The organism is Pedobacter cryoconitis, assembly GCF_014207135.1.
GTDB classification, from domain to species: domain Bacteria; phylum Bacteroidota; class Bacteroidia; order Sphingobacteriales; family Sphingobacteriaceae; genus Pedobacter; species Pedobacter cryoconitis_D.
The window spans coordinates 1-15,170 of the sequence record NZ_JACHCC010000007.1 but is presented as its reverse complement, the minus strand read 5'-3'; the positions used below and the strand labels follow the sequence as shown (position 1 = coordinate 15,170).

Annotated in this window: 17 protein-coding genes and 1 tRNA gene; 11 read left to right on the top strand and 7 right to left on the bottom strand. The window is 39.7% G+C overall.

Translation table 11 applies throughout. From position 1 onward, the window contains the following. Positions 1-25 precede the first annotated feature (25 nt). Positions 26-1,465, bottom strand: coding sequence for an LptF/LptG family permease (locus HDF25_RS13690; protein WP_184625612.1), 1,440 nt, complete (start codon positions 1,463-1,465; stop codon positions 26-28). Between the two features lie 30 nt (positions 1,466-1,495). Then, positions 1,496-1,876: an START-like domain-containing protein gene (locus HDF25_RS13685; RefSeq protein WP_184625610.1), complete on the bottom strand. Its 381-nt coding sequence runs from the start codon at positions 1,874-1,876 to the stop codon at positions 1,496-1,498. A gap of 104 nt (positions 1,877-1,980) precedes the next feature. Here HDF25_RS13685 and HDF25_RS13680 point away from each other — a divergent pair. The 6 genes from HDF25_RS13680 to HDF25_RS13655 all read left to right on the top strand — a co-directional run bounded on the left by HDF25_RS13680 (position 1,981) and on the right by HDF25_RS13655 (position 7,406). Next, positions 1,981-2,054: transfer RNA gene (locus HDF25_RS13680), tRNA-Met, on the top strand. 375 nt (positions 2,055-2,429) lie between these two features. Beyond that, complete coding sequence (locus tag HDF25_RS13675; RefSeq protein WP_184625608.1) at positions 2,430-2,933, top strand: hypothetical protein; 504 nt, start codon at positions 2,430-2,432, stop codon at positions 2,931-2,933. Between the two features lie 10 nt (positions 2,934-2,943). Then, entirely contained in the window at positions 2,944-3,597 is a 654-nt protein-coding gene (locus HDF25_RS13670) for a hypothetical protein (protein ID WP_184625606.1), read from the top strand. A 38-nt stretch (positions 3,598-3,635) separates the two neighbouring features. Continuing rightward, entirely contained in the window at positions 3,636-4,376 is a 741-nt protein-coding gene (locus HDF25_RS13665) for a sensor histidine kinase (RefSeq protein ID WP_184625604.1), read from the top strand. Positions 4,377-4,434: 58 nt separating this feature from the next. Further along, positions 4,435-5,109, top strand: coding sequence for a response regulator transcription factor (locus tag HDF25_RS13660; RefSeq protein WP_184625602.1), 675 nt, complete (start codon positions 4,435-4,437; stop codon positions 5,107-5,109). Between the two features lie 245 nt (positions 5,110-5,354). Continuing rightward, positions 5,355-7,406, top strand: coding sequence for a hypothetical protein (locus HDF25_RS13655; protein WP_184625600.1), 2,052 nt, complete (start codon positions 5,355-5,357; stop codon positions 7,404-7,406). 68 nt (positions 7,407-7,474) lie between these two features. On the opposite strand, the gene HDF25_RS13650 is transcribed toward HDF25_RS13655, so the two are convergent. Beyond that, positions 7,475-8,560 (bottom strand): calcium:proton antiporter, encoded by a 1,086-nt coding sequence (locus HDF25_RS13650; protein ID WP_184625598.1) that lies wholly within the window; start codon positions 8,558-8,560, stop codon positions 7,475-7,477. 152 nt (positions 8,561-8,712) lie between these two features. Here HDF25_RS13650 and HDF25_RS13645 point away from each other — a divergent pair, with 152 nt between their 5' ends. From HDF25_RS13645 to HDF25_RS13625, 5 genes are all read left to right on the top strand, one after another. After that, the gene (locus tag HDF25_RS13645) at positions 8,713-9,288 is read left to right on the top strand and encodes a Crp/Fnr family transcriptional regulator (protein WP_184625596.1); all 576 of its coding nucleotides are present in this window, start codon (positions 8,713-8,715) and stop codon (positions 9,286-9,288) included. 81 nt (positions 9,289-9,369) lie between these two features. Then, positions 9,370-9,771 carry a DUF4267 domain-containing protein gene (locus tag HDF25_RS13640; RefSeq protein WP_184625594.1) on the top strand — a complete coding sequence of 134 codons (402 nt, stop codon included), beginning with the start codon at positions 9,370-9,372 and terminating at the stop codon, positions 9,769-9,771. Positions 9,772-9,863: 92 nt separating this feature from the next. Next, entirely contained in the window at positions 9,864-10,754 is an 891-nt protein-coding gene (locus tag HDF25_RS13635) for an alkaline phosphatase (protein ID WP_184625592.1), read from the top strand. An 89-nt stretch (positions 10,755-10,843) separates the two neighbouring features. Then, positions 10,844-11,524: an HAD-IA family hydrolase gene (locus tag HDF25_RS13630; protein ID WP_184625591.1), complete on the top strand. Its 681-nt coding sequence runs from the start codon at positions 10,844-10,846 to the stop codon at positions 11,522-11,524. Positions 11,525-11,663: 139 nt separating this feature from the next. Then, positions 11,664-12,260, top strand: coding sequence for a helix-turn-helix domain-containing protein (locus tag HDF25_RS13625; RefSeq protein WP_184625589.1), 597 nt, complete (start codon positions 11,664-11,666; stop codon positions 12,258-12,260). A 48-nt stretch (positions 12,261-12,308) separates the two neighbouring features. On the opposite strand, the gene HDF25_RS13620 is transcribed toward HDF25_RS13625, so the two are convergent. The 4 genes from HDF25_RS13620 to HDF25_RS13605 all read right to left on the bottom strand — a co-directional run. After that, entirely contained in the window at positions 12,309-13,199 is an 891-nt protein-coding gene (locus HDF25_RS13620; RefSeq protein WP_184625587.1) for an MBL fold metallo-hydrolase, read from the bottom strand. 10 nt (positions 13,200-13,209) lie between these two features. Continuing rightward, complete coding sequence (locus tag HDF25_RS13615) at positions 13,210-13,851, bottom strand: DsbA family protein (protein WP_221450905.1); 642 nt, start codon at positions 13,849-13,851, stop codon at positions 13,210-13,212. Positions 13,852-13,871: 20 nt separating this feature from the next. Further along, a complete protein-coding gene (locus tag HDF25_RS13610; protein WP_184625584.1) occupies positions 13,872-14,318 on the bottom strand; it encodes a MoaF-related domain-containing protein in 447 nt (148 codons plus the stop codon). 77 nt (positions 14,319-14,395) lie between these two features. Continuing rightward, a partial coding sequence (locus HDF25_RS13605; protein WP_221450904.1) for a Crp/Fnr family transcriptional regulator occupies positions 14,396-15,170 on the bottom strand: 775 nt, incomplete at its 5' end.

Below are 15,170 nucleotides of genomic sequence, written 5' to 3'. Positions count from 1 at the left end.
TAAGTAAGGAACTGCGGACCGAAAACTATGATGCTTTCTGCTTTTTAAACCTCTTGAAAAGACTTAGCAACAGTGTCTTATAATAAGTTATATCAAAGAGAGCAGAATCCACAGTGGCTTTATAAGTCAAAAACGCGCCTACGGGTGATAACACAATGACGGCCATCCATATTCCGACGACAGGGTGAATATTCCCCTGGTTAGCAGATTTTTCAGCCACAGTAGATATAATATGATAGAAAAGGAAGAAAATGATTGCCATTACAACCGGTAGTCCAAGCCCTCCTTTACGGATAATTGCTCCTAAAGGTGCTCCGATAAAGAATAACATCAGACAGGAAACAGCCAGTGTAAACTTTCGCTGATACTCTATCCTGATCCTGATCAGGTTAACAATCCGGTCATCATGATCCGGTACCCTCCCATCGGTGGTCTGTTTAATAGAATTGGCCTGGTCCAGTGCAGACTGCACAGCAGTTGCCCTTTTATCGACTGGAATATTGTTCAGAATTGTCGCCCCTACCTTTACCGGTGCAATTTTAAGTTTAGTATACCCCTTAGTATAATTATTCTGTTTGAAATAACTGCTCAGGGATAATCTCGCAAAGCGATCCACGCTATCCAGTTCTTTTTTGAGAGAGTCTCTTTTATGTGTCAGTCCTTTCAGATTCAGCATCTGATTGTTCGACCTGAAACTATTTTCATCTGTCCTGTTCATTTTAAAACTGGAAAGATCAAACTTCTGCTCCGTTTGTCCGAACCGCATCCTGGTCAGTTGTTGCCTTGGATCGTAACCTGAATTTTGCCCGCTTGATTCTTCATACCGCACGCCGTCATTCAGTTTCAATACCAGGTACTGTTTATCTTTAGTGGTATTCATTGTACCACTTTTAGCTACAATAATCTTAGCTACTCCATTATTACCGGTATGATCATAGATCATGATCCCTTTCAGCGAGGTACCATCTTTCCCTTTCTCATCGACACGGATTGAATACCCGGGGATACTATTGTTAAATACCCCTTCCTTGATCAGGAAAGACAGTTTTTTATTCCTGACATCCCATAACAGGGACCCAAACTTCAGGTTGGCCTTGGGCAGCATATATTCCGAGAACAGGAAAGAAGCAAAAGCTATCCCGATAATCAATACCAGTAACGGCCGCATTGCTCTTTGCAGGGAAATACCCGCAGACTTTATGGCTACCAGCTCATAGTTCTCCCCCAGTGTCCCGAAGGTCATAATCGAAGAGAGTAATATGGCCAGTGGCAAAGCCATAGATACATTGGCAGCAGAAGCATAAAACATCAGCTCTACTATAGTATACCATTCAAATCCTTTTCCGATGAGATCATCCACATATTTAAAGAGGAAAAACATCAGCAAAATAAACATCACAATAAAAAACGTGACGATAAATGGTCTTATGAATGCTTTAAGAAGCAGTATATGGATCTTTTTCAATGTACAAATGTAGGCATTGGATCTGAAATCCTATGCACCAATTACACTATGCAGGTAAGTTATCTGGTTATCCCAGATCTGTGTTCTTTCTTTAAGTGTATCATCGGTAGCAAAATCTGTAATAGAAAGAGCTACATCATTTGTTAATTCATCCTGCACAATTTCCATCTCAAAATAACAGTGTGGGTCATCGTCAATCCATTTGAACTTAACCATCTTATTCTCTTTAAAACTTAACATTTTTGCTTTCTGGACTTCATCGTCCCAGGTAAAAGTATATACTTGATCACGGAAAACCACATCATCAGCAAACCATTGGGACAACCCGTTTGGTTCACTTATAAAGCTAAACAAAATACGCGGAGACGATTTCAACTCATATTCTAGTGTAAATTTTTTCTTTTCTGACATCTTAAATCGCTTATATCTTGTTATTTGTAAATTATTTTTTCTTTTTTTTCTAAAGAAAAGTATTTTATTCTATATTTGCAACTCTTTAAAAAATAAGACCCTTCGGCGGGGTAGCTCAGATGGTTAGAGCGCAGGATTCATAACCCTGAGGTCGGCAGTTCGATCCTGCTCCCCGCTACTTGATTATGAATCCTTTAGATGTAAAAATCTAGAGGATTTTTTATTTCCGGGCTTTGCCTGTAGGCGCATAATCTTATTCCTCCTGATAATTCTGTTTACATTGAAACCATAATCCATCAGCTCTTTGCTGGAATATCTGGTTTATAAAATGGAACTTACAAAATAAAAACCAATTGTACACTATTTGAAATTCATCAATCTTTAAAGGCACCCCCGGACTGAATTTATCAAACCCGTGTCTCCCCCTCACGACACATCATAATACTAAACTGTTTTCGCAGCTGCTTATTCAGATATTGTACTGGCAATCCAAAACTATTACCTATCTTAATATACTATTAATCTAACTTAACATATTAAAAAACAACGAATTATGAAATCACCAAAAACATTATTTTCAATGGGCATGATGCTTGGTATTGCATTTTTGTTCTCTCAATGCAGGCGTGGAAATGAATCTGATCCTCAAATTCCTTATAACCCGACAAATGCAAAACTGCATATCATTTCCATTCGTGATGCAGCCCGGCTGACTGCAAATTTCAGACAGGAAAAAACTGTTTTAAGCCGCCAACTTAGAGACAGTACCTTCCTGGATAAAAACTTTAACCTGCCTTTAGCTGAAAAATTCAACCGTGACGCTCTGGCTGCGCTTTTAGATCAGAAAGGAGCTAAAGGAATGAGGATTTACCTTGGCGAGGACAAAAAAGGGCAGATCAGACTTGTACTGGTCGCTGTCAATGACAAAGGCAATGACATTACCGGAAGTGATGGTAAATTAGTCAGGCTCACCAGCAATGAAGCTAATGATGCCATCGCATTAGAATCCGGACAGCGCTGTCCTACGCTTTGTAGTGAAACCGGACCAATAGATTAAATATTCCCAAATGAATATTCTGACGAATTTCCTGCTGAGCCAGTCTGTATTGATACCCATTATAACAGGTATGGTACTCCTGAGAAGACCCGATAAAATATATTTTCCCTTTTTCACTGTGTTATTATTTGGTCTTTTAGCAGAATCAGCCAGTTTTATTTTAATTAACACCTTTAGAATCAGTAACGCTCCGGTAATTAAAATTTACAGTTTACTGGAGTGTTGCCTGATTTTATATCAGCTATATCTATGGGAGAATCTGTACAGACGCAAACGGTCCTACATTTATATAGCCGCCTTTTGTATTACCTTCTGGTTTACAGAGACCATCATATATGCTAATCTGAATACATTTAGTCCTTATTTCAGAGAGTTCTATGCATTTATTATCGCGATCCTAAGTATTGACCAGATCAATACCATGATGTTTTATCATGAAAAAACAGTAGTCAAAAATCCCAGGTTCCTGATTTGCCTGGGATTTATTATTATTTTTATTTACCAGATTATTTACGAAGCCTCCTTCTCCATTGACTCGGCCGAATCAGCAGTAGCGAATAAAATAATTATAGGTTTCGGTTATCTCAATTTTGCCATAAACCTATTATATGCGGTAGCGATCTATTTCATTCCCCGCAGAAAAGAAGACATTATAAAATCATGATTCAGAGGGATCTGAACCTGGAAATTAATTTTTGAAGAATGGGAGATAAATTGTTTTATACGGTGATTATCACTTCAATACTGGTGGCTATTGTGATCATCTATTTTGTGGTATCTGTGATGCGTTATAATAAGAGATACATTCAACTGCAAAAAGAAAGAATTCAGGCTCAGATTATGATACAGGAGCTGGAACGTAAACGGATAGCAAACGACCTGCATGATAGTCTAGGACCGCTGTTATCTACCGTAAAATTATACATGCACAGTATTACAGTTATCAATGAGACTGATAAGCAGTCATTGGATAAAGCTTCAGGTTACATTGATGAAACTATCAAAAATTTACGCGAGATATCCTATAACCTCCTGCCCGGCGGCCTGGACAGGAATAACCTGACTCTGGTCATCAAAGAATATATAGCCCGGATTTCGGATCTTAATGTTCTTAAAATTGATTTCGATGCCCCACAGGATATTATCATCCCCCAAAAAATAGAGATCCACTTATTCCGCGTAATTCAGGAAATTGTACATAATACTATTAAACATTCGGGTGCCACTAGCTTAAAGCTGTTCATGAGTAATCAGCCTGACGGTTTACTCCTGACTTCAGAAGATAATGGTAAAGGTTTCGACTTGTATAATACCAGGCAACTATCCCTGGGATTAGGGTTAAAAAGTATTGAAAACCGCTGTGAGATTATCAATGCTTCTCTAAAAATTATCACGGCAAAAGATGAAGGGTGCAGAATAATTATAAAGGTACCGGCATCATAAATGACCATTTATTTTTTTTAACTTTAATCAGCTATCTAATCCATTTTTCAAAGGAAGCATGTATTATAATATCAATATTGTAATTGCTGATGATCATGAGATCTTTCTGGATGGTCTGGCCTTGATGTTATCCGGTCATCCGGGTTTTAACGTTTGTGGCAGGGCATCAAACGGCCAGCAATTACAGGAGGTAGTCGACCGTGAAAATCCGGATATCGTATTAACTGATATTCGTATGCCGGCTGTAGATGGTATCCAGAGTACAAAACATATCTTAGCAGCTCATCCTGGTATAGGCGTAATTGCGTTATCCATGTTTGATGAGGAAAATCTGATTATTGAAATGCTCGAAGCAGGAGCAAAAGGTTACCTGCTTAAGAATGCCCACAAAGATGAAATTATAGATGCTGTCATTTCTGTCTACCAGAATAAAAACTACTATTGCTCCCAGACCTCTTTTCTGCTGGCGACCATGATTGTGCGTAGTAAGTTTAACCCCCATGCCATGCAGGAGCCCGCTGTGAACTTAAACGACCGGGAAAAAACTATTATCAAACTGATATGCCTGCAGCAGACCACACAACAGATCGCTGACCAGATCTTTCTGAGTAAGCGCACTGTGGAAGGCTACCGTGTGAAGATACTCGAGAAAATACAGGCAAAAAACATTGCTGGTGTAGTCATCTTCGCCCTCAAAAACAATATTATTAAAGAAGAAGACGTACGCTGTTAAACTTCCTTCCTGCTCCTCTTTCTCTTCTCTCAAAACCAGTTTAAAGTAATTGTACTCCTTTAAATTGCGTATAACCACGCATAAAGTCAGGTATATGCACTCCCATTTTTCTTCCCTTCCATACATAGCTTTGATTAGCTGATTCAACCATTCTGAACCAGACTAAACCCCGGAAGCCGAAAAGGGAAAAAAGAGTAGGCTTTTATTTTATTGCCATTTACCCGGCAAATACAAAATTTAAGATCATGAACGACAATGAACAAAAACTTCAGGACTTAAGAACCGGCTTCAGTGCTTTTCATGCCGCTAAGTCCCTTTCTGCTTCAACAAAGTTCGAGCAGATTCAAAAAAGCATTATTGCTTATTCAGGAAACACTTTTTACGAACAAATTCAAAAAGTAGCCTATAATCCGGATTTCCAGATGCTGGAAGCTATCATCGCTGTAAAAAGAGATTATGGTTACAATGGAAACCTTTGTACAGATGGCTCCTTTGCCTTTGTACGTTTCTACCTTGACTATGGTAAAGGCTGGGAGGACCAGGGTTACTCGGCAGTAAATGAACATGATATTCCTACTGGGGTTGATTGTCAGAAAAGTCCTGAGAAGCCATTAAATTATGCTGCATCGCTAAAAATAAACCCAAAAACGAATATATGCAGTGTACATGTATTACCAAAAGCAAGAGCAATCCTGGAATGGAACAAAATTCCGCCAGCCAATGATCCGAATTATATCTCGGTATGGGGAAATACAGTGGATGATTTCATCCAGATCAAACCATACAAACTGATCATTTTCGAGAACCCGGTTTTTTCGCAATTAGTTGAACTTACCCTGTTGCACCCAACACTTAAAATTACTGATGCAGCTAAACTGATCCCTGGTGGAGAAGCAGCCCTTCAGCAATCACAATCAGCTATAACCCCTGCTGCTCCTGATCTAAAAACACTCGCAGACTTATACAAAGGTCAAACTTATGTAACACCAGGCAGATATGGGCTACATAGCGCATTACCAGTTATTCAAAGTTACAATGAAGAGATCATTAATCAGAAAGTAAGTCAGTTACAGCAAAATGGAATTGATCTGGGTGCAATCCTGAGCGAACTTGAAAAAACAAGTGCAGATGTATCTTATGAACAACTGGAAAGCATCGGGCTGGATTACAATCTGGAACAATTTGTAGCCTCGTTCAGAATTAAAAGAGCTGCGGGTTATTCTGGTGATCTCTGTAGCAAAGGCAGTCTTGAATATGTTGCTTTCTGGGTTGACTGGGGAAACAACTGTAAATGGGAATACGCAGGCACAACTACAGTAAATGTACATGATATCAATAACATTCCTAAAGAGGGGCTTTCTTATGCAGCCATTCTTCCTTATGATTTTAATAAAATGAGGAAATTATGTGCAAATCCGGAAGTTGTTAAAATACGCGCCGTATTATCATGGGCTGTTGCTCCTTCAGTGACTGATCCTGATAAACTGGATTACTGGGGAAACCGTTTGGATACCTATATTCAGATTAAACCGGGTGTCGGATCAGGCGTACTGAAACCACTGTTTAATATTTTAGGCGGTATAACAGTAGATAAAATCAGTGATGTAAACGGTTTAACTATTCCTGGGGCAAAATTTGCCTTAAATCAGGTAGCTGTTAACGATTACAGTCCTTTTGGTGGAATTATCGTTGTACAGGGACCATCTTTTGTCGGACATCAGTACAGGATTAAAGTCACCGATATGAGTACGCTGGCCAGTCACTATGTCAACAATGACTTTACCGCTGTGGGCTGGTTACCAACCCCTCCTTACGTCCAATATACTAATGTTCAGGCAGATCCGGTAACTTTCTACTATAACTATCAGACTTTTGATAAGAATACTGATAACGTACTGGCAAGGTTCAGCCCTGGCACCAATAACCTTTTAAGAATCGATCTGGAAATAGCAGGCGTTGCCGGTTTATTTACCAAATACATCCAGATGGATAACAATTCACCTGCTATCAGTTTACAGATTAATGATGCAGGTGATTGTTCACACTACAAAGTTGGAGACACCATTACAGGTTCCTATTCTGTTTATGATGCACATTTGCTAAGTTATTCACTAGTCAGCAGTTTTGGAGGCTCCGTAAACGGAACGGCTAACACATCAGCTAATTTCAGCTTTGGTACAGCAGGTGTAAAAACTCCATGTGGCAAGATCTCTTTAACTGCCTACGAAAAAACTATCTATGATAGTCAATGGACAGGCAATTACAGTTACATTGAACAAATTATCTGCTTGAAGTAACCTGGCTATTCATTATCCTGTTGATTATGTTTACCCATAATCAACAGGATTTCTATCATATCCCGATTTTACGGTGCAATAATGGTAAAAAGGTAAACCGCAAAAATAACCAGCAGCACAATGCCCTGCAATATATTTGTACGACCTGTTGCCAGAGAAATTATGATAGTAAACTGAGCCAGTAATAACAGTACAGTTGCCTTCATATCAACTCCCAGGTTAATACTCATACCCGTTATAATGGATACTATAGCTACTGCGGGTATAGTTAACCCAATACTTGCCAGGGCAGAACCCAATGCAAGGTTAAGACTGGTCTGCAAACGGTTTTTTTTAGCCGCCCGATAAGCTGCCAACCCTTCAGGCAATAGAACTACAGCAGCAATAATCACCCCGACCAGCGATTTGGGAGCACCAAAATTATCCACTGCTTTTTCAATATCCGGGGCCAGTGCCTTAGCCAGCAGTACAACGATTCCTAAACATAAAATCAACAGAAATGCACTCAGCATTGCGACTTTTCCCGTAGGTGGATCAGCGTGTATATCTTCATTCCCATCTTCAGCTTCGGGCGGTAAAAAATAATCACGGTGCCTGATCGCCTGGACCATAATGAAAGAACCGTACAAAACCAGGCAGATGATCGCTACAAAAATAAGCTGGGTTTGTGTGTATTGCGGACCAGGTGTACTGGTTGTATAATTCGGAAGAATTAAGGTTAGTATCAGAATTGCAGTCAGCGTAACCAGTGAAGCACTTACACCCTGCAAACTGAATACCTGTTCTTTGAATTTAGCCCCTCCCACCAGTAAACTTAAACCAATTATACCGGTCAGAATAATCATCACTGCTGCCAGTACAGTATCGCGGGCAAGCGAAGCTACATCCGGGCCGCCAGTCAGCATCAGCGAAACAATGAGGGCAACTTCAATAACAGTAATAGCCAGGGCCAGTAATAAAGTACCAAATGGCTCTCCAACTTTATGCGCAACCACTTCTGCGTGATGCACAGCTGCCAGCACACCACCAATCAGTACAGCAGCCAGCAAAATAGTATACAATGCGCCAAGATTAAGCGAAATGCCAAAATAGGCCAGCCAGGCCAGAACAGGTGTTACAATTGTCCATAAAGGCAGTGGTAATTTTTGTTTCATAAGGCTTTGGGCTTTAAAATATGATATCGAACGAAAACAACACAATTACTATGCTAAAAAGAACATCTACACCAATTTAAAGAAAATATTCGATCCGTTTACGCTTATTTTCAACCATAGTAAACACAAAATTCTGATTATCTTCATCTATTATGGAGACATTAATACAAGCTATTCAAAACTATATTACAATCAGTCCGGAAGAAGAAATCATAATAGGCCGGCTCTTTTCACCATTAGATTTAAAAGCAGGAGAATTCCTGTTAGAAGAAGGAAAAGTATGCAGACATGTTGCCTTTATCCGCGAAGGGCTCGTCCGTTATTATATCAACGATGATGGTAACGAAAGGACAATCTATTTCAGTAAAGAACGCGAGTTTGTCTGTAATTATATGAGTTTTATCCCTCAGACCATTTCCGACAGATATATACAGGCATTAGAGGATACCCGGTTGTTCATCATCAGCTATGAAAAACTGCAAAGTCTGTATGCCGAGATCAGACAAGGTGAAAGATTTGGAAGGTTAGCCATAGAGTATGTCTTTGTCACAGCGATCAAACAGTTAGGCTCTATGTATACCGATCCTCCGGCTACCAGATATCAGCAATTCCTGCATATTTATCCCGACCTGGTACAAAGAATACCACAATATTATATCGCTTCCTATGTAGGGATCAAACCTCAGTCATTATCCCGTATCAGAAAAAGAATCTCGGGTCAGCATTAATTAACCTGGGTGAACGACCATCGCTTTTCTGTTCCTGATTTTTGTTTAGTTCAAATTCATGAACCTATAAAAAAGAAAACGATGAAAAATTATCAATGGGGCTTTCGCTCCCTCTCTTATTGGCTGACCTTAATCACAGCTCTTGGTATTATTTTTATAGGATTACGTTATATCCTCTCCCCTCGCGTAGCTGCCATTGGTTTTGGTATTCCCCTTCCAGACGGAAAATCAAGCTTATATGGTAGTATAAAAGGTATCCGGGATATCTTTTCAGGACTGGTACTGTTTTACCCCTTATGGATACGGTCGCCCCGGGTTACTGCATTTATCTTTTCTACAGCCATTATTATACCGGCTACGGATTGTCTACTGGTTCTTACCGCAAATGGCAGTGGTGACTGGCCTCATTTGCTTATCCACGGAGGGACAGCCGTTTTTATGATGATCAACAGTATTTTATTATTCAGGGAAAAATCCACCTGATTGTTTACAAATACTTAACAAAAGTTGAGTATAATATTTATAAACTAAGTTTAGTTTTGCTATACTTGTTCATAAACCAAAAAACAGTAAAAATGAAAAAAGTACTAGTCACATTAGTTATCCTCTGTGCTTGCTTTCAGCTGAAAGCTCAGCCAAAAAATGTTAAACATATCATCCTGATCGGCTGCGATGGGTTTGGCGCTTATGCTGTTCCTGATGCCAAAATGCCAAACCTGAAACAATTAATGAGCACAGGTTCGTGGTCACTGAAAGCACGTTGTGTATTGCCATCCTCAAGTGCTGTCAACTGGGCATCCATGCTGATGGGAGCTGGCTCTACCGAACATGGTTATACCGAATGGGGAAGTGCCGTTCCTGAAATACCATCTGTCGTTAAATCTTCTTACGGACTGTTTCCAGGCATTTTCGGTGTGATCAGAGCACAAAAACCTCATGCAAAAACGGCCGTAATTTACAGCTGGCCAGGTATCGGACCGCTGATTGAGAAAGAGGCTATCGACTTTGTAGTTGCCGGAAAGGACAATGATAATTTCTGTGCCGATACAGCTGCTTCAATCATTCTCAGAGAAAAGCCACTCTTAACATTTATCCATTTTGACGAGCCAGATGGCACAGGGCACAATATTGGTCATCGTACCCCTGCTTATTACGCAGAATTGGAAAACCTCGATAAACGGATCGGAAAAATCATTAATGCTGTAAAAAAAGCTGGTATTGCAGATGAGACTGTTATTATCGTTTCGGCGGATCATGGTGGTACCGGTAAAGGACATGGTGGTAAATCACTCGACGAAGTACAGATTCCATGGATTGCCAACGGCCCTGGCGTAGTTAAAGATCACGAAATTAAAGACGTCATTATTACCTATGATACTGCTGCAACTATTGCCTGGCTATTAGGCTTGAAAGAACCACAAAGCTGGAGAGGAAAACCAGTCACAGAAGCATTTAATAAACGGTAATCCAGGAAAAACTTAACAATTAGATAACACAAAATTGTTTAGTATAAGTAAACAAAGCCATATAATTGTAAACAACAAAATTAGTAATAATGTCAATAAAATTAGTAGTGTTTGATATGGCCGGTACAACCGTAAGTGATGAAAATTACGTAGCCCAGTCATTTCAGCAAGCCATGGAAAAACATGGGTATAACGTGAAGCTCGAAGATGTCAACCCTTTAATGGGATATGAAAAACCACTGGCCATTCAAATGATGCTGGATAAATACGAGACGGATGTGCTAAAAATCAATGAGGAGATTATCCATCAGATACACACCGAATTTGTCAATATAATGATAGATTTCTACACGCATTCTCAGGAAATCAAACCACTTCCAAATGTTGAAAACACTTTTGAAGAATTGAGAGCGATGGGTATCAAAATAGGCTTGGACACGGGTTTTTCTAAAAACATTGCGGATCTGATCATCAGCCGTTTGCAATGGGAAGACAAAATTGACATCATGGTTGCCAGTGACGAAGTGAAAAACGGCCGTCCATATCCCGATATGATCAACCAGATTAAAACCAGGCTCAATATCCAGCCGGAAGATCTGATAGTTAAAGTCGGAGATACTGAAGTGGATATCAATGAAGGGATCAATGCCGGATGTAAATATGTCGTTGGCGTTACCACAGGAGCTTTCACCAGAAGTGAACTGGAGCCATTCCATCCTACCCATATCATTGATAATATCTCAGAACTAATCGCTATTATCAAATCTTAAAATCAAATATAAAGCTCATTGTTGCCCGGGCTGCCAATTCCCGGGCAATCCTTAAACATGAGTTTGGTCTGACAGTTTTTAACCTTTATTAACAACTTAACTCTGCCAAATTCCTTAAGTTTGAGCAATTGCCCCCCTTATGGAAGAAAATATCATACTTAAAATAAGTAACAGGATCAAAGAAATCAGAAGAGAGCATAACACTACGGTACAGGAACTTGCTGACCTTGCAGGTGTAAGCAAAGGCCTGATTTCTCAGATTGAGAATAACCGTACAGTTCCTTCTTTAATGGTACTTATCGATATCATCAGTGCGCTTAACATTGATCTGAATGCATTTTTCAAAGACATTTCTGCAAACAGCCAGCTCAGCCCGGTAATTGTTAAGAGAAAAGATGAGTACCAGTCTTTTGAAAAAGAACAGGCACTGGGGTTTCTTTATCAGCGCATATTCACTAAAACATTCAAAAACTCAACCGTTGATATAGTCTTACTTGAATTAGAACCTAATGCCAGCCGTCCAATGGTCGTTACTGAAGCATTTGAGTACAAGTATATCTTATCCGGAAAGGTGGACTACATTTTTGAAGATCAGACTTATAGCCTTTCGGACGGAGACTCCATGCTTTTTGATGGCCGTCTGCCACATACTCCTAAAAACACCTCCAAAGAGAAAGCAATCATGCTGATTATCTATTTCTTTGAGCAAAATGGGACCGCATTAACTACAAAATAAAAAAGGAAGACCAAATGGTCTTCCTTTTTTATTTCAATCTGGTTTATATTAGTGCCATTGCATTTCACCAGTATTAACTTTCGCGCTCAGCTCCAGCGCCAGTAAAAATTGAGCATTTGGATATTTCTTTTTCAAAGCAGCAATCAAACCTGCAGAAGTTTTTTCTTTCAGCAGCTCTGCTTCATAAGTTTGCAGATATTCTTTAGTATACTTCACAGAAGTAAGGTTCATTGTTGCACCAGCTGCTGCATGAGCAGGAACAACTACAACAGGATTCAAAGCGATTATCTTATCCAGAACAGCAATCCAGTTAACTCTTTTTGCCGTAGTTGCATCATCAGCCAACCAGACATGGAAATTATCGCCAAAAACATTAATACCTCCAATAACTGCTTTAATAGATGGAATCCATACAAATGATCTTTCTGGTGAAGCCTCTGTGCTGAGTATTTCCAGTTTATGCCCTTCCAGTTCAAGCGTGTTATCTTTTAATACCTGAGGTAAAACAACATTTTTTGGCGCAGCATTTTTTAACTGTGGTCCCCATACATCGAGTTTACCTTGTGCAGTAGCTTTGATATGATCTACAGTCTGGGCCGTTGCATAAACAATCACCTCCGGATAATATTTTTTGAAAATTTCCAGACCGAAATAAAAGTCAGGGTCACCGTGACTGATATAGATAGCTTTCAGGTTCTTTCCGCTTTTCTTCAACGCTGTGGCGACCTTCTCTGCATCAGGCAGGGTAAATTGCGCATCCACAAGGATCACATCGGTTTTACCACTAACCAGAACAGAAGCAACGCCCAAACTGGTTTCCGGCGCATTATACACCGTAAGCTTTAATGGATTGGTTTCTAAACTTTTAATTATTTGTGCATCGGCTTTCGAAACGATGAAAGTCAGCAAAAGCAGGGAATAAATCAGATTCGTTTTCATAAGTTTTTATTTAGATAAGATTTGTATTAATTTCTTCGATCAGCTGACCGATGTTCTTTTTGATCTCTGCTAAAGAAGAATAGCCTTGCTCTAACAAAGTCAGCTGATCAGCTTCTTCAAACAATAAAGTAGGATAAGAAGAGGCATATTGCATAGCCTGGCTAAAGGTCTCCTGAGTTTTTACCTTCATCGACTCACTGTTAAAGTGACGCAGAAATTCAGCACTGTTTATTCCAGTCTGCTCACAGATTTCAATGTAAGTCTTCTCTAAGTTCAGATCCTTACCATATTTATATCTTGCCTGTTGTAAAGCCACCATAAAATGGACATTCTCCGCATTCCAGAACTCCTGTACGGTAACTATAGCTCTTGAAGGGATCTCACTATCCAGTTTTACTTCTTCTAACTGGAGGAATTGAAAATAAGCCTCTCCAAACTCTGTCCCGGTAAGCTGCGCTATTCTTTCATCGTGTTTACGGAAATAGGCAGACATCTGCGGAGATTGTATTCTGGTATTGGGCCCTGCCCACATTCCTGCCGGGATGATTACAAAATCCAGGACTTCACGATAAGCTTCAAAAAGTGCTAATGTATGATTACTATTTCCGTAACACCAGCCACAAAGCGGGTCCATTACATAAATCAATTTCATATCTGTTGTATAATTAAAAATTAGTGATTGTTGATATATTCAAATTTACCATGCAGGTATTCTGTTTTACGCCCAGATGGTACAGTTGCATCCTTATAAGTAAGATAAGCCGTTACCTCCAGATCTTTCGTATTGATCACCTGGCTAACAGTAAGACCACTTTCTTCCATCCAGTTCAGAAAAAACAAATGGTCATCCAGTTTTTTATAGGCAATGTGTTCTGTTTCCTCAGCCACAGTTCCTTTAGTATCTACTGTTTTCCAGTGAATGGTAGAATCATTGATATATTGCACTTCGGCCTGGAAACCAGGATAGGTAATTTTACCCGTTCTGCCGATCAGTTCATGTTCAGGATTTCTTACTGATGGGTCGGTAGAATTATTTCCCGCAGGAGTACAAGCTGCTATTGCAGATGCGGCCAGAAAGCCAGAAAGCATAAAAATAGATAAGCGTTTAAAGTTCTGCATAAAATTGTGTTTTAATATGAACACAAAGTTATAGCGCCTGCAACCGGGAAAAGTTGAACTAGTTCAAAAAATGAGGGCTACCTTAATTTAGCTACCTTTTTTCTGATTTTACTTAGAAATTCGTGGGATATCCCCAGATATGCTGCTACCTGCTGTTGTGAAAGCCTTTGTTCCAGCTGTGGGTATTTGGTGACAAATTCAATATAACGTTTATCAGCGGTTTTACTTAGTGAGGAGATCATCCTGCGTTGTAAAGCTGCGTGGGTCTTCTGTGTCATAATACGGAACAGTTTCTCCACCTTCGGCAGGGTATCATAAAGTATTGTCTTATAGGGATAGGTAATCATGAGTACTTCACTATCTTCTAAGGCTTCGATGTTGAGTATGGAAGGTGCCTGATTGGTGAAACTATCTATATCAGTGATCCACCATCCTTCTACGGCAAAGTATAAGACCTTTTCAAAACCCATCTCATCCAGGTAATAAACCCGGAGGCATCCTTTATTGACAAATCCTTCGAATTTACAGATCTCTCCTTCACGCAGAAGCATTTGCTTCTTCTGTACCTTCTGTAAATAAAAGGGGGCAGAAAACTGTGCAAATTCTTCATCCGTCAGATGAATATGTTTTTCGATGTTCTCGCGGAGTAAATTATACATATTGGATGAATAGCCTGAGTCCAATTTAGGAATAATATGGCCAACTAAGGAAAGAAGGGGGAAAACAAAAAGGTTATAAACAAGAAAAGCCTGTAGTCTCCTACAGGCTTTCTTTAAGATTTGGCACCGACCTACTCTCCCACGTGTTACCGCAGTACCATCGGCTCTGGTGGGCTTAACTTCTCTGTTCGGA